This is a genomic window from Labilibaculum euxinicum (assembly GCF_009795715.1).
GTDB lineage: Bacteria > Bacteroidota > Bacteroidia > Bacteroidales > Marinifilaceae > Labilibaculum > Labilibaculum euxinus.
The window spans coordinates 327,675-347,073 of the sequence record NZ_WTCR01000006.1 but is presented as its reverse complement, the minus strand read 5'-3'; the positions used below and the strand labels follow the sequence as shown (position 1 = coordinate 347,073).

Annotated in this window: 11 protein-coding genes; 3 read left to right on the top strand and 8 right to left on the bottom strand. The window is 35.9% G+C overall.

Annotated elements, in window-relative coordinates:
* Positions 1 to 1,142: 1,142 nt before the first annotated feature.
* From GQR60_RS10510 to GQR60_RS10485, 6 genes are all read right to left on the bottom strand, one after another.
* A complete protein-coding gene (locus GQR60_RS10510; RefSeq protein WP_124992876.1) occupies positions 1,143 to 2,309 on the bottom strand; it encodes a TlpA disulfide reductase family protein in 1,167 nt (388 codons plus the stop codon).
* Between the two features lie 221 nt (positions 2,310 to 2,530).
* The gene (locus GQR60_RS10505) at positions 2,531 to 3,961 is read right to left on the bottom strand and encodes a RagB/SusD family nutrient uptake outer membrane protein (RefSeq protein WP_124992875.1); all 1,431 of its coding nucleotides are present in this window, start codon (positions 3,959 to 3,961) and stop codon (positions 2,531 to 2,533) included.
* Positions 3,962 to 3,980: 19 nt separating this feature from the next.
* Complete coding sequence (locus GQR60_RS10500) at positions 3,981 to 7,547, bottom strand: SusC/RagA family TonB-linked outer membrane protein (protein ID WP_124992874.1); 3,567 nt, start codon at positions 7,545 to 7,547, stop codon at positions 3,981 to 3,983.
* A gap of 113 nt (positions 7,548 to 7,660) precedes the next feature.
* Positions 7,661 to 8,860, bottom strand: a complete 1,200-nt coding sequence (locus GQR60_RS10495; protein WP_124992873.1) for a FecR family protein — start codon at positions 8,858 to 8,860, stop codon at positions 7,661 to 7,663.
* A 76-nt stretch (positions 8,861 to 8,936) separates the two neighbouring features.
* Positions 8,937 to 9,497 carry an RNA polymerase sigma-70 factor gene (locus GQR60_RS10490; RefSeq protein WP_124992872.1) on the bottom strand — a complete coding sequence of 187 codons (561 nt, stop codon included), beginning with the start codon at positions 9,495 to 9,497 and terminating at the stop codon, positions 8,937 to 8,939.
* 338 nt (positions 9,498 to 9,835) lie between these two features.
* Complete coding sequence (locus GQR60_RS10485) at positions 9,836 to 12,181, bottom strand: TonB-dependent receptor (protein ID WP_124992871.1); 2,346 nt, start codon at positions 12,179 to 12,181, stop codon at positions 9,836 to 9,838.
* Between the two features lie 201 nt (positions 12,182 to 12,382).
* Here GQR60_RS10485 and GQR60_RS10480 point away from each other — a divergent pair, with 201 nt between their 5' ends.
* Entirely contained in the window at positions 12,383 to 13,135 is a 753-nt protein-coding gene (locus GQR60_RS10480; protein WP_124992870.1) for an NYN domain-containing protein, read from the top strand.
* Between the two features lie 134 nt (positions 13,136 to 13,269).
* Here GQR60_RS10480 and GQR60_RS10475 read toward each other — a convergent pair whose 3' ends face one another.
* Together GQR60_RS10475 and GQR60_RS10470 are read right to left on the bottom strand one after the other, a co-directional pair.
* On the bottom strand, positions 13,270 to 14,550 hold the full coding sequence (locus tag GQR60_RS10475) for an alpha/beta hydrolase-fold protein (RefSeq protein WP_225441385.1): 1,281 nt from the start codon (positions 14,548 to 14,550) through the stop codon (positions 13,270 to 13,272).
* Between the two features lie 135 nt (positions 14,551 to 14,685).
* On the bottom strand, positions 14,686 to 15,369 hold the full coding sequence (locus tag GQR60_RS10470; protein WP_124992869.1) for a VOC family protein: 684 nt from the start codon (positions 15,367 to 15,369) through the stop codon (positions 14,686 to 14,688).
* 574 nt (positions 15,370 to 15,943) lie between these two features.
* Between GQR60_RS10470 and GQR60_RS10465 the strand changes: the two genes are divergently transcribed.
* Together GQR60_RS10465 and nhaA are read left to right on the top strand one after the other, a co-directional pair.
* The gene (locus tag GQR60_RS10465) at positions 15,944 to 17,464 is read left to right on the top strand and encodes a carbon-nitrogen hydrolase family protein (protein ID WP_124992868.1); all 1,521 of its coding nucleotides are present in this window, start codon (positions 15,944 to 15,946) and stop codon (positions 17,462 to 17,464) included.
* A 405-nt stretch (positions 17,465 to 17,869) separates the two neighbouring features.
* Positions 17,870 to 19,171 carry a Na+/H+ antiporter NhaA gene (gene nhaA, locus GQR60_RS10460; protein ID WP_124992867.1) on the top strand — a complete coding sequence of 434 codons (1,302 nt, stop codon included), beginning with the start codon at positions 17,870 to 17,872 and terminating at the stop codon, positions 19,169 to 19,171.
* Positions 19,172 to 19,399 lie beyond the last annotated feature (228 nt).

Here is a 19,399-nt window from a genome sequence, read left to right as displayed (position 1 = left end):
TTGCCTTCAGAAAGGATCTTTTAGGTACTAATCTGGCTCTCAGGAAACTTTCAAATGGCATTTTGCAATTTCCAAAATGCATGTTGGGAGTTTCAAAATGCATGTTGGGATTTTTCTGAGACGAAAACGGGCACAATTTGGCTCATTTGGAGCGCCCAAAATGCCAAAACTAACTTCAAAAACGTCTTTTGCAAATGCAAACGGGTCTTTTGCAAATTGTAAAATGTCTTTTGCAAATTGCTGCATGATACAATTTGTTCGGAAAAACACTTACACGCCATATTTTTCACAAAAACAAAATTTACCATTAACGGCAAGTAAACAGATGTCTTACAAGCGAAACATTACCCCCAAAATAGCTAACAAAACTAATTAAATGTAGGAAAACGTCATTTTTTTATCCTTTCGCTTAAAGCACATGCAACAACCTGTTTATTAAATAGCAGCAACACAAAACAAAAAGGGTGATTTTTTGAACTTCGCCCTGTTTAGGCTTTTTCTAAACTTAACCATATATTATTTTGCTTTTTGATTTATAAAAAACATTCAAAATTCAGCTCTTGGCAGGCTATCAGAAAAATAATTTTTCATCCTGTAAGCCCAGTATTTTTGCGATGTTAAGTCTCCTGAGAAAAAAAACATCAAAAAAAAGCATTTTTATAAAATAATCTTTCCTGGCTTTAATACAGGATCCCAAACAATATGTTCAACCAATAAAAAAATCCACACAACGGACGATAGTAGTCTTCAAAGATACTTTTAAAGACCTTTTTGTTTCCTTCCGCCAGTTGTTTTAATAGTAATTCGTTTTCCATCAGGAGCCAAAAATAGAAATGGGATTTCCAAAAAAGAAAGATGATTCACAAAAAACAAGTCTGCCCTTTTCTGTTGCGCAACAAGAATCATAAAAACATAAAGAAACACCCCCCCTTGTTTATTCCGGATATTGTTTCAATAAATACCTGTAATGACATTGGCCATCACTCTTTTCATCATCTCTCATGTTTTTTTACTTAGATTGCTTATTGAAAACATTCAATTGGCTAAAATCCATTTACTTTATTCATAAAAAAAACACCTCCAAAATGGAGATGTTTTAAACGTATTGCCTACGTATTTGTAATCACATAAAATAAGTCTGCTTACTGAAAAAGCTCTTTCAATTTCTGATCCAATGCTTCTCCTCTCAATTTATCATCCATCACTTTGCCGGTTGATGCATCTACAAGGAAAATAGCTGGAATCATTTTCACAAAATAAAGATCGTCTACGTCATTTTTATTCAGCAGATTAGGCCAAGCCATGTTTTCTTTGTCTAATGCTTTTTCCCATGCTTTTTTATCTTCGTCTTTGGAAATACTGATAATTTGCAAACCTTTCGAAGCATACAATTCATACATGTGTTTTAAATTTGGTATTTCTCTTCGGCAAGGACCGCACCACGATGCCCAAAAATCAATCAGAATGTATTTTTTGCCTTCCATTAATTCTGAGGAGTTAAAAGTTTTTCCTTCCCGGTCGGCCAGGGTAAACTCCGGAGCTTGTTTACTGACAACTCTTTCCGGATAAAGTTCCTTTTTCACCAATTGCCCATAGTAAGAATTTTTAGCCGTCTCCGAAAATTGTTCATACAAAGGAATTTGTTCATCGGTAAAATAACTCATCGACTCCAGCATTACCAAAGGTCCCCACCATGAATCTTTGTTTGCCAAAATAGCCTCATTACTAGTTTTCTCTACACTAGTAAAAAAGTCTTTTTCTGCTTGAGCAAAAGCTTTGTAATCATCTGTATTTCTTAACGAATCTGCAATAGTTTTACTTTTAGCATTTCTTACGGCGACTAATATCGCATCATGATCTTTGTAATATTTTTCGTGTAGTGCACCGAATTTACTTTTAAATGCCAATTTCTCCATATAAAGATCATTTGCATTTGAACCACTTACCTGAACATCAGAAAAATCAACAAAAGTTCTATTATTACTTTCCTGAAAAACAGCCTTTGCTTTTAAGCTGATTTCTGAATTTTCAAGCATTATTTTAAGAACCCCAAGCTGATCAGCTACTTGAAGATAATATAAACGTGGTTCTTCCAATTTACCTGAAAATTCAAATTTTCCGTTGGTCACAACTGCACTGGCAACAGGCTCTTCTTCATTATGCGTTGCAGCAGGCACCAATTCTAATTTTGTTCCCTCTTTCAGTCCGCTTATTTCGCCACTAAATGTGTAATCTGCGTTTTTTTGTGAACAGGCAGTAATCATTACTATGAAAATGAATACTACTAATCCTGAAATACTTTTATTCATTGTTTCAATTTTAATATAAAATTATAGCTGATTTACCAACCAGCAAATTTTGAATGTGGCTGATTAATTTTTTCTTGCTGAGCATTTAACTTTGTTTGATCTATCTGTTTGTTGTTCCTATTCGCCAGAGCTAAGGTAAAAACAGTCGTACTGACACAACATTAAGTATCTTTAAAATTCCCGGAGTGCTTAAACAGCTCTCCGGGAAAAATACTGTTTATTTAACGGGGAGTGTTTTGCACCAATGTTCCATTGCCCGGATTACTGGTAGCTCCCATTGGGAACGGCATTACCCACATGTGCGAATCAGGTGACAATTCCAAACTTTGATTGTCGAAAACTTTAGTTAAAGTTTGTGCATAATTTACATCCTTATTAAAACGTCTCATGTCCCAAAATGGGATGGCTGTCTGCACGTATTCATTTGCTTTATCTTTGCGGATGTAAGCTATTGCCTCAGCCGTTGAGGAAGCTGTTAAATCAGCATATTTATTGTCGAAAATTCTGGTTTTACGAACTGTATTTAAGCTTAGCATGGCTTCATCCAAATTGGCTTGTCCGCCTTTACGGGCCAAACACTCTGCTTTGATGTAATACATTTCTGGCGTTGTAATTCCACCGGCATTAAATTTATCCGACCGTATGCCATAATAAATGCTATCCGGAGCCTGATACTTTTTCTTCCATTTAGAGGCAAAACGGGCATCACCATCTTCAAATTGTGCCGCTCTCGACAATGTAAGTGCTGCTTTTGTTCCCGATTGTCCAGAATTTTTATAGGTACTGGAACCATATCTGAAAATGTAATTCTCAGGACTGGTCATGGTTTTGGAAGGATAACTTGTTGACCAATCGTCTTCTTTTTCTATTTGTTCTTTGTTTTCAGTGTAGTATTCCTTCCAATTGAACAATTTATTGTTTTGATCCAAAGCATTCTGTGCATACTTCAGAGCACTGTCATAGTCTTCCATCTGTAAATAAACCCTTGCCAGCATTGCATACCCACAACCTAAATCCGGATGCAGCAAAGTAGCACTCTCAATAGGTAGATTGGGAATTGCATCTGTTAAATCGGTAAGAATGAATTCGTACATTTTTGCAATGCTAATCTGCTCCGAAGGTGCTCCCATATCGGCACTTGTAATTAAGGGAACAGATAATTTAGTTGCAGCCGTTGCTTCATCGTATTGCTCTGCATAATAATTAGTCAGATGAAAATAGTTCATCGCTCTTAATACCTTGGCCTGAGCAATCAATTCCAGTTTTTCGGCATCACTTGCATCGGTTGCATCAGGAACATTATTGATAATTAAATTCCAATACGAAATGGCTGCGTAGGAATAATAGTAAGTTGCTTCATCCGAATTGTTCTGAATAATACGATCCTCATTTCCCATCCAATTGTAATTGATAGAGCTTAAGGAAACGTAACTCAAATCACTTGGCCGCTTGTATACGTCATTCAACAGATTAATGGCTTGTTCCGCATCATTTAAATGATTGTATTCATTACGGACAAACGCCTCATAATCAGATAAACTTGTTGGTATTTTCTCTCCTTTGGGCAACACATCCAGGTAGTTGTCGCAAGACGAGAACAACATGGCTGCCAAAAGACTAATAATTGCAATATATGATATTTTAAATTTCATAATTCTCTTGTTTTAAATGTTAAAAACTCAAATACACTCCTCCAACAAATGTGGGTTTTTCCTTAGCACCCAACATATATTCGGCTTTTTTATCAAAAGCAAAAGTCTTTAGATTTTCTACATTAAATTGTACTCTTGCACTACCCAATTTTAGTTTATTGCACCATTCTGAAGGCAGGTGATAAGCCAATGAGATGTTGTTTATCTTCACATAAGAGGCATCCAGCACATGAATATCTGAGTAATTGTATACGGATTCACGATAATAGCTGTAATCTGGAGAATTGCCATAGAACAGTAATCGTGGAACATCCGTTTTGTTTTCATCTCCTGCTTGTTTCCATCTGTTTCGAATGTCTTTACTGGTTACACTTATCATCGCAGAACCATATGGATCGGCCATATTAATTTTAGGAATGTTTGTATTTCGAACTTTATGACCTCCTGCATATAGCACCAAAACTGATAAATCAAAATTCTTGTAAGAAAAACCATTCATGATGGAGCCACTATACTTAGGAACTGTGGTGCCACTGAAATGAATGTTGTCCATGTTGGTGTAATCCTCAGCAGTTTTATTCCCATCAACATCGTAAATCTGAGGTTCTCCCTGATCATTCAATCCAGCCCACTTATAAGAATAAATTCCATTAAATGCATTATTCACTCTGGGAAATTCCTGCGGATAATCAAATTGCAAGACATAAAAAGGTGCTTCCACATTAATTTTGGTCACTTTATTTTTATTGTATCCCAAAAGGAAACCTGCATTCCAGGAAAAATTCTTTCCACGAACAAGATCAGCCTGAACAGCAAGTTCAAACCCCTTATTCTCCATTGATCCATTATTAAATGCAAGGGTATTGTATCCAAATCCTTCAGTTGGTGTACCTTGCTGATTGGCTAATAAATCCACACTCTTCTTTTTATAAACATCAACAGAACCTGACAGGCGGTTGTTGAGCAATGAAAAATCAGCCCCGGCATTTATTGTTGTTGTCTTTTCCCATCGTAAATCTGGGTTCGGTGGCGAAGAAATATTACCATAAACACCCCCAACTAAGGAACTGGTATAATAACTGGCTGTTAAGTAAGGCGCAGCATCTTTTGCAATGTTACCCCCAATACCATAAGAAGTTCTTAGTTTCAACATGTTCACCCACTCCACATTAAAGAAATCTTCCCTATTTACGTTCCAATTGGCTCCTACCGACCACAGTGGTTTGTTCTGATACTTGGAGTTAGTTCCCCAAAGATTGGAACGATCCCAACGAATACTGCCCGATAAGGTGTATTTATTATTGTAACTGTAGGCTGCATTCGAATAAAAGGAAACAAACCGGTTAACCAACTCTTGTTGGCTGGCCAAATCACTATTATTTAAATAAGCCCATGAATTCATCAAACCGGAAAAGCCGCCTGTCAGTAAAGGTTGGTTCAAATACTGAGAAGTCAGCATATCTGAGTCATAACCATAACGGGTTTGATCATTATATTCCAGTTTGCTGTGCCTTGTCTCCGATCCTACAATCCATGTAATTTGATGTTTCTCCTGAAAAGTTTTGTTCAGATTTAATTGTTGTCTGAAATTGTAAGAATTTGAAAAATGGTTATGATTGTAGTAAATATCTCCTTTGGGAAGATTATAGACTGCACTTCCATCCGAATTGCTCGCAAATTTATTAATGGTTGTGCGGGTTGAATAAGAATCCAGTTCATTTAAACGTTGATAACGATTTACTCCATATTCATACTGAAACATAGCATCATAGTTCAACCATGGAGTAATCTTTACATTCAATTTTGCATAGGTTCTGTTGCTGAATTCTTTCCTTTTGCCCAGTTTTCTGCTCAATTCATCCAACGGAGTTAGATCTAAACTGTACAAACCGTAATTTGCAACATTATCGCGAACAGTCTTTTTAACCTGAGAAGCAACGCTTACAGGGGTTCCATTATCATCAACCAAACGGTCGTATGGACTTCCGGTAAAACCAGCGCTATAAGAGTCTAACAAATTGTATGTTTGCACTGTAGCCTTCTTGTAATTGATATATACTCCAACATCAGCTTTTAGCCATGAAGCAAGTTGTAAAGAGTTTGCTATATTTAAACCAAGCTGATCGCTATTCGAATAAATATCTTCCTCTTTGTTCTTTTTGTAAGTAGCCGAAAACTTAAAATTATTTAGTTCGGTCGCTTTTCCAATACTTAAATTGTATTGCTGATAAAACAGATCACGTTTTGCATACTTGGCCACATCATCGTAGAACTGAAATCCTCTTGAAGCAAGTTCTGATAACTTCGCATTGGCATCGCTTTCTGAAATTGCACCTGAATACATATCCAACAGAACATCTACCCCTGCACTTGGCCATTTGTAATTGTTCCGACGATTGTCAGCCTCTGCCTGAGCACGAAGCAGTCCATTATTTAATTCCGGATTAGAGGCTGCCCATTCTTTTTCCAACTCAATAACATCAGCCGAATTGGTTAAATTTCCAGTATAATAATCGTAAGGTTTCCAGGTAACTGTACTGGAAAAATCAACTTGAACTTTTCCTTTTTGAGCTTTTTTGGTTACAATAACCACCACTCCATTGGCAGCTCTGGCTCCGTAAATCGAAGCTGCTGCGGCATCCTTCAAAATGGTAATGCTCTCAATATCTTCAATATTAAGGTCTGGTGTATTTTCTGTAACATTTCCATAATTATCAATGCTTGTATTCTCAACCGGAAAACCATCAATTACATACAATGGTGAAGCCATGGCATTCATGGTGGATACACCACGAATAATTCCATCGGAATACCCAGCGATCTGTCCTTCCAAAACATCAGCCAAGCTATTCAATCTTCGGGTCTCCAGACTTTTACTGGTTACTTTCGAAAATGATCCGGTTGACCGCTCTTTGGAAATGGTTTGATAACCTGTTACTACCACTTCATCCATTTGTTCTGAGTCTGCCTTAAGTGCAATATTCAGTAATGCTTGTCCATTGTAAGCAATTTCCTGTGGAAGCATTCCTACAAAAGAATATACAAAAACAACATCCTCACTATCAAATGAAATTGTATAGTTACCATCAATATCAGTTGCTGCACCAATTGTGGTTCCTTTGATAACAACAGATACTCCGGGTAAAGGAATGCCATTTTCATCGGTAACAGTACCATGTACCTCCTTCTCTTGCGCAGATTCATCAAGATTGGGTTTTGGAGGCGCTGGCATCAAAAGAATTACTTTATCTTCAATCTTGTAAGTAATTTTCGTTCCTTTCAAACATTCGTTTAGAATTTCTTCTACATGCGATCCGTAAAATTCAGCATTGTTAATTTTAACGCCTTCAATTTCATCATCCGAATAAAGAAAATCAAATTCACTGCTGTTTTTAACTTCCTGCATCATATCATAAATGTCCGCATCTTTAAACTCAACCGTAAAAGTAGTTTGCTGAGAATATACACTTGCAGAAATCTGCAAACTGGCTATTAAAATTAAAAAACCGGTGATTTTCATAATGCGAATTAATTTCCGAAGCTCTTCCCCGAGAGGAAAAACTTTGTACAAGACTAATTTTTTCATAAATTTGTTTTGGTTAGATTAAACATTGTATTCCAATGGAATACTTTATTTGATTTTAAGACAGGGGATGTTGCCGCACTCCCTGTTTTTTTTTCATTTCGGGTTTTAAGGGTTTACTTCTTTTTAATTTGAATAATATTATTTTTTATATCAAAGTTAATATTTGTTGTTTGCTGCATTTTCTCCAAAATATCATTGATATTGCCGTATCTGTCAATTCTGGCGCTAAAACGCATATTTTTCAGCTCATTACTTTGGAAGAACACTTTAATATCATACCAGCGCTCTAACTTTCTCATAATATCGTTTAAACTCTCTTTTTCGAAAACAAACTTTCCGTTTTTCCAGGCAATAAACCTGTCAACATCTACTTCTCTGGTTTCAACACTTTTTGAAAAGCGATCGTAATCGGCCTGCCGGCCGGGACTCAAACCCACTGATGTGGTTTTTCCGGATAATTCTTTTGCTTTTAGGCTTACAGCACCTTCAACAAGGGTAGTTTGTATGCTTCTCTCGTCAGGATAAGCCATAATATTGAATTGTGTTCCTAAAACTTTTACCTCAACATCGTTTACATCAACAATAAAAGGTTTTCGTGCATCTTTAGCCACCTTAAAGTACACCTCTCCCGACATTTTCACTTTTCTGGTATTTCCGATAAACCGAACAGGATAACGAATTTCAGACTTTGCATTCATCCAGACTTTTGTTCCATCGGATAGGGTTAACTGATATTCACCTCCAACCGGAGTTACTATCACATTTTCAGCAATACGTTCCGGTTCGATATCAAGAGTATTGGTCTGATAATTTAAACCTAAACTGTCTTTTTCGATTACAGAACCGTCAGTCTCTCTTATTAAATCCTTCTGCTGCTTCTCTAAATCTACAATTCTTCCATCTGAAAGATACAACTGAGCCTTTGTTTCACCTGGTTTAATTTCAATAGTTGCCTGTCCCACTCCATCAGGTTGGGTAACATCAGTTAAATACAACATGTATACTGCAAGAGCTAACGGCAAAGCCAGTATGGCTGCATAACGAAGTATTTTTGCGAAATTTATTTTCTTGCTTTTAAGCCTGAATTGAATCTTCCAATCTACCTTTTTACGTGCTTCTTCAAGGTTAAAAGTCTGATACCTCTCCAAGCGGTCAAAATCAATTCCTTTTTCTCTTACCGATGAAAGGATCTCATTTTTATCTTCCTCTTTTTGGAAAAGTGTCAATTGTTCTATTTCAGCATCAGACAATTCACCGGCAAGTTGTTTTGCAAGTAGTTGAGCTAGTTTTATATGTTCCTGTGTGTTCTTCATTTCTTCTTCTTGTATAAATTAGAACACCCAACTTAAAAAAGAGGGTGAAGAATGATCAAGAAAAAGATACAAAAATTTACATCCACATGATATACATTACGATATCGAAGATATTTTGAAGTTTGGAACGGAGTGTTTTGTAGGCAATACTTTTTTGTGTTTTTACCGAATTTACAGAAATCCCCAGATCCTCAGCAATTTCCTGATTTTTTAAACCCTGCATGCTTAATTGTAATATCTTCTTGCACTGAGGAGGAAGCTCATCAATAGAATTGGCAATAATACGACTTGTCTCTTCTTCTACCACCTGCTTCAAAAAATAGGTTTCCGATTCAACTTGATGAACCTGCTCGGCTTCGTACTTTCGTTTTACCTTTTCGTGACGTATGGAATTCAAGCAAGCATTTCTGGTTGCCTGATATAAATATGCTTTAATGGCATTTAAAGAATCAAAATCATCAAATTTAGCCCACAATTTCACAAATACTTCCTGAACCAAATCCTCTCCTTCGCTCGAAACCATCAAAAACCGCTCGGAGAATAAACAAAGCCCGGCATACATTTCATTAAATAATGAATTGTAGCTTAGTGATTCATTATTATCGATAATAATAATTTTATCAGGGGTTTGGTTCATTGCGTGGTTATTTTAGCAACAAATTAATATTAATTTTTTAGTCTTTCCAAGCCCCCTTCTTCTTTTCCCATTTGCAAACACCTGTTTATGTTCTGATTTTATATACATAACACAAACATCACATATCCTAATAATTATATAAAAAAAACGAGCTTGTTTACCCGTTTTATACACAAAAAAAAGGATCGTCTATTGGGCAGTTTTCGCTGCAATTTAAAATGTCATCTAACTGAGATATTTTACATAGGAGAACTACCTTTCTCCCTGATATCCCAAAGTATTATTTACCTCTTTAATCTCAAAAAGAATTCGAAAAAGGAGAACTAACTAAGCTTCCTTTAAAAATCAATAACAAAACCAATGGTGGGAATTGGCTTCCCATCTTCCTTTCCAACCTGAACCAGATTACGAGGTTCTATTATACTTCCCATATCATTTCTTTGAAGAACGTATTCGGGAGCCTCCGGAGAATTACGCATCAGCAGGTTTTGTATTTCAAAAAACAACTCCACCGAAAGTTTTTTTAAATTCCACTTTTTATCGATACGTACATCCAGTTGGCTGAAAATGCCCAAGGATTCTTCTCCCAGCCGACTGTAATCCAAAACAATATCCGGATAACGGGCGGTAGTTTCCTCAATATTTATTGGAACAATTGGGGTTTCGCCTGCAAATCGATAACGAGCACTTACTTCCCAGTTTCTTTTGAGTTTGTATCCTCCTGTAAAAGACACTAAATGCCGGCTGTCCCAAACCGATGGTAAATACTTCCTTCGATCGAATCCTGTAAATTCGCTGTAGAAAAAAGTATAGGAAAAGATACCATAAAAGCGATGGCTCAACTTCTGCTGAAACAAAAATTCCAAGCCGTAACTTCTCCCTTTACCAACTGATTCTACCTCTTCGTTTCCCAGCACATTAAAATCGGCTCCTTTATTCGCTAATGAAACCCGATCGCGAACTGAAACGGGATAATCTTCATAACGTTTGTAAAACCCTTCTACACTAATATTTGAAGAAGTACCAAGAATTCGCTCGAAACCCAATACATAATGATCACTACTGGTATAATCCACATCTTTATTTAGAAACACTCCATTTTCTTTGTAACCAAGTATGGTATATGGTGGTAGTTTGTAGTATCGTCCTACACTTACGTTGATTTTCCAGTCGTCGGCGAATTCGTAGGACAAAGCCAATCGTGGAGAAAAAGTGGCAAATAAATCATTGCCTTGAGTAAAACTATCGCCATCGATTCTAAAACCAAAAGAAAAGTCCAGTTTCTGATCCAGAAACGATTTTGTAACATTAGCAAACAACCCGTACTTCAAAAAATCAATTTTCGTATCGTACTGAAATCCGTCAATCAAATCAACAGTTTCATTTTTGTAGTCACTGCGTTGTATATTAAAACCACCAACAAATTTCCAATCCTTAACAAAGTAGGTCAGGCCATATCGCAGCTTGGTTTCCATTTCACGAGAATCATTCCTAAAATACAGATCTGCTTGATTTATATTATCACCATATCTCGAAAAATCATTGATCAGTAAATTGTTACTGATGGTAGACTGCATAAAACCTTTTCCACTTTTAAAACGCATCTTCCAACTTGCACCAATGGTATTGGTTTGTTGTTCGATAAACGGAGTCTGATCAAGTGTCGATTGCTCATTCTCATCAATGCTTCCCGATCCCTCTACAGCAAAATCATCTATCGATCCTACTCCAATTAAATTCAGCGTATTGTATTTGTCTATTTTATGAGTGATTTTGTATTGATAATCCCAATAATCAGGACGAATGGGCAACCCAATCATTTTAAATAAAAACTGTAGGTATGACCGACGCACTGAGACGATATAGGAAGTTTTGCTCTCTTCTTTATCACCCTTAAAAAGAGGACCTTCATGCGTAAGCGCAGCCTCGCTGGCACTCAGGCGAAAGTTAGTATTGTGTTTTCTCTGATTTCCTTGGCGCTGTTCAAACTGAAGTACTCCTGAAAGCGGGTTATCATATTGACTGCCAAAAGCAGATGTTGCCAAATTTACATTATCAATGAAGGAGACATTTAAAATCCCCACCGGACCACCTGAGCTGCCTTGAGTGCTAAAGTGATTGATGTTGGGAATCTCTACTCCATCCAAATAGTAAACTGATTCGTTGGGAGCTCCACCTCTAATAATTAAATCATTACGAAATCCGCCCGGCGAAGGAGATATCCCCGGCAAAGACTGCGCAACACGAACAACATCGTTATTTCCTCCGGGATAAGTCGCAATTTCAACGGCACTTAAAGTCTGAGTAGAAAGCGGCGTTTCGCGGGGTCGTGTTACCTTATTTTGATTGGATACGATTACTTCGGATAAATTTTGACTTTGTTCCAAAAGGGTAAAATTATACAATTGATTTCCAACCGATTTCACTTCAATATTGTAACGGGTTTGACTATCATAGCCTAAATAGCTAACTACTAAATTATAAGTATCCGGGCTTACATTAACTATTTTATAATATCCATTTGCATCAGTAACAGCACCTTTGGTGGTATTTTCGAGATACACCGAAGCTCCAATCAATGGAAGATCGGTTTTGTCTTTTACGTATCCGGTGATTTCAGTTGTAACTTGCGCCTGAACTGAAATGACCAATAAAAACAGGTAAAGTATAATAAGTTTCTTCATTAAATCATTCTTTGTGACATCATCTGAAATATCAAATAAAAATAACATCCCAAATAAAAAATTAATTTCATCCTTAGAAGATAAGTACTTTTATTGTTTTTCTATATTCGCCTATACCATAAAACCAGATAATGCTAAATATTTAGACGTATAATCACATACAATTCCTTACCTTAGTCGTACTATTAATTACAAAAAATTATGAACGAAACTAATGATTTGAACCTGGCGGTTCTGATTGATGCCGATAATATTCCCTATTCGAACATTAAAGGAATGCTTGATGAAATAGCCAAATTAGGCACTCCAAGTATCAAACGCATTTACGGCGACTGGACAAAACCAACTGTTGCGGGCTGGAAACCGGCCTTACTGGAACATGCCATTACTCCTATTCAGCAATACTCCTACACTACCGGGAAAAATGCTACCGATTCGGCGATGATTATTGATGCCATGGACATTTTGCACGATGGTAAAGTGGACGGCTTTTGTTTGGTATCAAGCGATAGCGATTTTACGCGGCTGGCTACAAGGCTCAGAGAATCTAGAATGCTTGTTATTGGCATTGGCGAAAAGAAAACGCCAAATCCTTTTATTGTTGCCTGTGATAAATTCATTTATATCGAAATTATTAGTGGTAAAAAGATTCGCGAGAAGAAAAAAGAAGCCACTGCAAGTCCTGCCGAAACTCAGAAATTTGATAAAATAGACAAACAGTTTCTTAACCTTCTGATCAATTCGATTGAAGACATTGCCGACGACGATGGCTGGGCTTTTCTTGCAGAACTAGGTTCTTTAATTAACAAGAAGAAACCCGATTTTGATCCTAGAAACTACGGATTTAACAAACTCACCCCTCTGCTTAAATCAATGCAGCAACAGTTCGAAATTGACGAACGGGATAGTGGCAAACGCAATATCAAACACATTTTCGTAAGAATTAGAGAGTAATAATTCTTAAAGAAGATTTGCTGCGAATTGAATCATAAGCTATTCTGAAAACGAAATAAACATTAAAAAACTCCTTTGACCAAATCAAAGGAGTTTTTTAATCAATATTGTACTAATGGATGTTATCATTAGTCTTAGTTACTTTTTCTCATTTTAAGCCCTTCGATTCTTTTCTTATAATAATCACTGCCACTTAATTCAAAAGCTTTGGTTACATATTTTACCGCATTGGTTAAGTCCCCTTTTGTCTCATAATATTCAGCCATCGAATCGAAGGCATTCGCACTTTCGGGATAATATTCTATGGCAAGTTCAAAGTACATTTTTGTCTTTTCGAGCTGTTCCATTTCCATATTCATATAACCTGACATATTTAAAAGTTCTTCCGGATAAGGAGGTTCAAAATATCCAAAATGGTCTTTGAGCTTCTTTTCCCTGTATTTTATTATGCTGAGAAGTTCTTCTTTTGGCGTGTCAAATGAATTTATTTTATCAGTATTTTCCATTTGGTACCATTCAAAAAGCGAAATCAAACCATCCATAATGGAAGGAAAGGGAATTGTGCCATGCAAATCTCTGGGATAAAATTTCCATTCGAAAGACGGTCCGTTTTTAGCATTTTGCCTTAGCTCGTTTGAAAAGGCAATATTCGAACGGGCAAACAAAGTAAATTCTGTTGTGTCTTGCATTACATTGTCCAGAGTTATCTTTGAATTTTGCATGTGCAATTGTCCTCCTAAAGACATAAATAAAGATTTGTTTTCATATGTCTGAGTGGCAAGTAATCCTTGTGCTTCTTTCAATAGTTTTTGATCGTCCCAATCCAAGCTTGGATCTATGGCTAAATAGTTGGTAAACAAATTTGGATGATGAATTAGTGCATAAATGGCAAACAAACCTCCATACGAATGACCAATTAATGTTCTAAAATTGGTAACAGGATATTTATTCTCGATAAAAGGAATAAGTTCCTTTTCAAAAAACTCGGCAAAATGATCAGCCTCTCCATTTTCATCATTAAACGGCATTCCATATTTCGTCGATATAGTTGAGGTCGTTAAATCTCTTATCCTGTTTTTAGCATTGGAAATTCCTATTAGCACCATTTCAGGTGTAAAGCCTCCACTATAATAGTTTTGCACATCACTAAGCGTAGGTAGAAATATTTCTCCGTCTAAAATAAAAACTACGGGATATTTTTGATCTTTATCAGGATTGTAACTGACAGGTAATTGTATGTAAATCGTTCTCGACTCGTTTAGTATTTGGGAATAAAGACTATCTGTAACACCAACTTGCTGCAAAAACTGTTGATTTTGATTTGCCTGAGCTTTTACAAATTGTTGAAAGAAAACAATGAATCCTATTGCCAATCCTATTTTTAATTTACTTCTCATTTTATTGTTCTTAATCATTCTTATTTTTTTTTAATTGAGATTAATAGCTGATGTGAATTTTTGCAGCGGACTCTCCGGGCAACTTTTTGTCCGATAGTACCGGAAATTTGATGCGGGACTCTGCCCTCTGAAAACCACTATAAGCTATGAAATTTACACTTTATTGGCTGTAGTTCTTAATTTTTCATCTCTAAATTCCAAGCAATATTCTTTTCCGTTATTTTCAATAATTGCTTCAAAAGGTTCAGGCTTTATTATTATTGAAGTAGGAAACCAAATTTCTTTTAATTTGTAATTGGGTAATAAGAAAATTCCTTCTTGAGAACCGTTGGTCCCGAATCTCTTTAAATCACCTTTCCAAAATTTTGTTCCTAACTCTGTTTTAAGTTGGTGGTTTATTTCCTGAACATCTTTAGTAGCTACACCTATTTCATTAATTCCTAAAACTTTCGAAATATCAAATTCAGACTCGTCATTATTTTTTAAATCATATCTGACTATAAATTCGGCAACGTTTCCACTTGCATCATAGAAATAGAATGAATCAGCATTCCAACTTTTAAAATTTTCAATTTTTCTACCATCTTCTATATCTATAACCTTAGTTCTTCTTTCCATCCATTCCAGTGCTTGATTCAATTTATTGGCAGGAATTAAGAAACAATAATGATATTTGTGTTCTATTTCAGATTGTTCGAATGATAATTCACTCCAACCAATTTCTAAAGAAAAAAAATTAGAATTTTCGTCTAAAATCTTAAATCCTAAGATCTCCGAATAGAACCTCTTCTCTGATTCAAGTTTATTTGTGTAAAGTTTTAATTTCTTAAATTTCATTTTAATACTTTTTTGGTTTAAATAACTCTAACGGCAGTCTGTCTAATAAGCTCAAGCAACTCATTTAGATTCTAATATTTCTTCACTTTTAGAGACAACTACCAAAATAAATGACCGCCTGTTATCATCTATTGAACTATTAATACTACTCAAAATCAATAATTTAAGCCTTGCTATAAAAATAATTGATCTTAAAACATACACAATACATCCTCATATTAAGTGTATTGTGCAGCTTTTCTCAAATAGTCCCCCCTAATCTACCAAATCTCAATTAAAATTACTTCCTGTAAATAATTTAATGTTCAAAAATACTTGTCCGGAATGGAAATGAAAATCCTCGAAAGAGAAAAAGCTATGCAGAAAGTTTTTTTTCATATATCAACATCACAGTATCTTATGGCGAATTAAGCCCTAAATTCATCTGAAAATTCAATACTCAGTTACAGCATTCTAAAACATTTATTTTTTAATTCCAAAGAGAAGCTCATATTCTCAATTTTGTTATATTTAATCTTTCCAAACGGAAAGATTTGTGCGCTGTTGCACATACTTCTCTGTGAATAACATTCAAATGCAGGAAATAGAAAACATTGAATTATCCTTCTTAAGTTTAGATGATTATCAGGAACTTAAAAAAGCCATGATTGAGTCGTACACAAGTATGCCTAATTCATATTGGAGAGAACATCAAATCAAAACATTAATTGATAATTTCCCTGACGGTCAGGTAGTAATTAAAGTCAATAATCACATAGCAGGATGTGCTTTATCGATTATTGTTGACTATAGTAAATTTGACGACAAGCATACTTACAAAGAAATAACGGGAAACTATACTTTCTCGACGCACAATCCGGATGGAGATGTTTTGTACGGAATTGATGTTTTTATTAAACCGGAGTTTCGTGGCTTACGATTGGGCCGGCGATTGTACGATTACCGAAAAGAATTGAGTGAGCGTTTGAATCTAAAAGGAGTTGCTTTTGGCGGACGAATACCAAACTATCACAAATATGCCGATCAATTATCACCGAAAGAATACATTGAAAAGGTTAGAAGAAAAGAAATTCACGATCCTGTTTTGAATTTTCAGGTTTCGAATGATTTTCATCCGGCCAAAATTCTGAAAAACTATTTGGAAGGTGATGAAGATTCTAACGACTATGCAGTACTTCTTGAATGGGATAATATTTACTATGAGAAGAAGAACAAGAAACCCAGCACTATAAAAAAAGTGGTTCGTCTTGGTCTGATTCAATGGCAAATGCGTTCCTATAATAATTTGGATGAGTTAATGCATCAGGCCGAGTATTTTGTGGATGCTGTTTCAGGTTACCGATCGGATTTTGCCTTGTTTCCGGAATTTTTTAATGCTCCTCTCATGGCCAAAGACAATCATTTATCGGAACCTGAGGCAATAAGAAAATTGGCAGAGCATACTGAAACCATCGTTCAAAAATTTTCGGAACTGGCCATTTCTTACAACATCAATATTATTAGTGGCAGCCTGCCTGAAATTAAGGATGATCGATTGTATAATGCCGGTTATCTGTGCAAACGTGATGGAAGTGTTGAGCGTTATGAGAAACTTCACGTAACACCGGACGAGGTGAAAGTTTGGGGGATGCAAAAAGGATCGGAATTGAAAGTTTTTGATACCGATTGCGGAAAAATTGGCATCCTGATTTGTTACGATGTCGAATTCCCTGAATTGAGCCGTTTGCTTGCCGACGAAGGAATGGATATTTTGTTTGTACCCTTCTTAACGGATACACAAAACGGCTATTCCCGGGTTCGGAATTGTGCTCAGGCCAGAGCCATTGAAAATGAATGCTACGTTGCTATTGCAGGTAGTGTAGGCAACTTGCCTAAGGTACACAACATGGATATTCAATATGCTCAATCGATGGTATTTACCCCCTGCGACTTTGCTTTTCCGGCCAATGGCATTAAAGCTGAAGCAACACCGAATACAGAAATGATTCTAATTGCTGATGTAGATATCGACTTACTTCGCGAATTGAATCAGTTTGGCAGCGTACGAAATTTGCGGGACCGCAGAAATGACATATATGAATTAAAAAAGATGTAATTAAATTCGGGAGTCTTACCTGGAGTATGGCTCCCGAATTAATTTTAATCCCTTCAAAAGTCTGATAAGTACAGCCTTTACTCGAATATCCAATTAACATCAATACTTTCCTTACTATTCAATTTACGGTTCCTATTTTCGTCTATTATCAAACCACTACTGATACAGTATCCGGACTACTGTTAGTCCACTGTCAGAACCACTACTAGTCCGCCAGCAAGACTAGTAGTCGTCTGATTTCAATCAAACATTTCCATAATATCTAATAGAAAACATGGCTAATACCGAAAAGGATTTCAATAAAAAAAATACACTTTTTATTGCATGAAAATTAATCAGGATGGCAAATAAAAGATCATTTTTTCGTAAATTCAGAATCGATTTAAATGAACGAAATAAACTTCCATGATAGATAAACTTCTCATCACCCCATTCCAGAAATTTGTTAAAATAGAAAGTTTTAGTGGTATTCTGCTTTTTATTGCCACTCTGCTTGCACTAATTTGGGCAAACTCTCCTCTGGCTCATTTATACGATTCATTATGGCAATATAAAATTGGGATAACAACATCTGATTTCGAACTGAATAAACCAATAATACTCTGGATTAATGATGGACTAATGGCTGTTTTCTTTTTCCTGATTGGACTGGAAATTAAACGTGAACTTTTAATAGGCGAACTAAATACGGTTCGAAAAGCAAGTTTTCCATTTTTTGCAGCTTTGGGTGGAATGTTGGTTCCTGTGGCCATGTTCTTTTTACTCAATAACAATCAAAGCACATCAAATGCATGGGGAGTCCCTATGGCAACCGATATTGCATTTTCTTTAGCTATTCTTAAACTTCTTGGTAAAAGAATTCCTTTGGGTTTGAAAGTATTCCTAACCGCCTTTGCCATTGTGGATGATTTGATTGCGGTATTGGTAATCGCAATATTTTATAGTGGAAATATCGAGTGGATATTATTAGGATATGCGGCCATTCCTATCCTAATATTAGTCTTTTTATCATATCGGAATATCTATTTTCCTTATTTCGTTTTTATTATGGGCGTACTTGTTTGGTATCTGTTTTTAAAATCAGGTATACATCCTACTGTTGCCGGTGTGTTAATGGCATTTACAATTCCAATCAGGCAAAAAATTGATATTAAAACGTATTCACGCAAATTAATGGGCATTGCTAAGGATATTGAAGAAACATGCGAAAAACCAATCCTCTCCGATCATCAGATTGAACAAATCGACAATTTGGAAGATTGGACCAGTCAGGTACAATCCCCATTGCAGCATTTAGAACACAAGCTGCACAACTGGGTTGCTTTTTTTATTATGCCGGTATTTGCCCTATCCAATGCAGGAATCAAATTTGGTGCAGATATAAATCTGGAAATGCCTTTGGTCATCAACATTGCACTTTGTTTAATTATTGGAAATAGTGTTGGCGTGTCCTTAATATCCTTTATCGGCATTAAACTAAAATTTGCTGAATTGCCGCAAGGAGTGAAAGCCATTCAGGTAGTAGGAATATCATTTCTGGCTGGAATAGGATTTACAATGGCAATATTTATCGCCAATCTGGCTTTTATTACCAATCCTGAATTTATCGATTCGGCTAAAATTGGTATCTTGATTGGCTCGTTTACTTCTGGAATTATTGGCTACTTGATACTAAGATTTGGCAGTCGCTATATTCAACACAAATAATTTCGGAAGCATTAATCACAAATTTTTCCAATGCGAAAAAATAATTAAACTTTTCGGCTAACTCATTACTGATAGAATAAAATGACTGTCTTTACTAATTTTCGTTTTTGCCTGATAAAAAGGATACCTTAGTTGGATGAAAAGCTGTACCTAATTAGAGTATTTCTCTTGCAAAAAAAACAGAGGTTCTTCAAACCCAAATTGTAATGGGTTGAATACAGAATAACA

What these genes read in the sequence shown, in the direction of transcription:
- GQR60_RS10510 (WP_124992876.1), bottom strand. Translation starts at nt 2,309, where the DNA reads ATGAATAAAAGTATTTCAGGATTAGTAGTATTCATTTTCATAGTAATG.
- GQR60_RS10505 (WP_124992875.1), bottom strand. Translation starts at nt 3,961, where the DNA reads ATGAAATTTAAAATATCATATATTGCAATTATTAGTCTTTTGGCAGCC.
- GQR60_RS10500 (WP_124992874.1), bottom strand. Translation starts at nt 7,547, where the DNA reads ATGAAAAAATTAGTCTTGTACAAAGTTTTTCCTCTCGGGGAAGAGCTT.
- GQR60_RS10495 (WP_124992873.1), bottom strand. Translation starts at nt 8,860, where the DNA reads ATGAAGAACACACAGGAACATATAAAACTAGCTCAACTACTTGCAAAA.
- GQR60_RS10490 (WP_124992872.1), bottom strand. Translation starts at nt 9,497, where the DNA reads ATGAACCAAACCCCTGATAAAATTATTATTATCGATAATAATGAATCA.
- GQR60_RS10485 (WP_124992871.1), bottom strand. Translation starts at nt 12,181, where the DNA reads ATGAAGAAACTTATTATACTTTACCTGTTTTTATTGGTCATTTCAGTT.
- GQR60_RS10480 (WP_124992870.1), top strand. Translation starts at nt 12,383, where the DNA reads ATGAACGAAACTAATGATTTGAACCTGGCGGTTCTGATTGATGCCGAT.
- GQR60_RS10475 (WP_225441385.1), bottom strand. Translation starts at nt 14,550, where the DNA reads ATGATTAAGAACAATAAAATGAGAAGTAAATTAAAAATAGGATTGGCA.
- GQR60_RS10470 (WP_124992869.1), bottom strand. Translation starts at nt 15,369, where the DNA reads ATGAAATTTAAGAAATTAAAACTTTACACAAATAAACTTGAATCAGAG.
- GQR60_RS10465 (WP_124992868.1), top strand. Translation starts at nt 15,944, where the DNA reads ATGCAGGAAATAGAAAACATTGAATTATCCTTCTTAAGTTTAGATGAT.
- nhaA (WP_124992867.1), top strand. Translation starts at nt 17,870, where the DNA reads ATGATAGATAAACTTCTCATCACCCCATTCCAGAAATTTGTTAAAATA.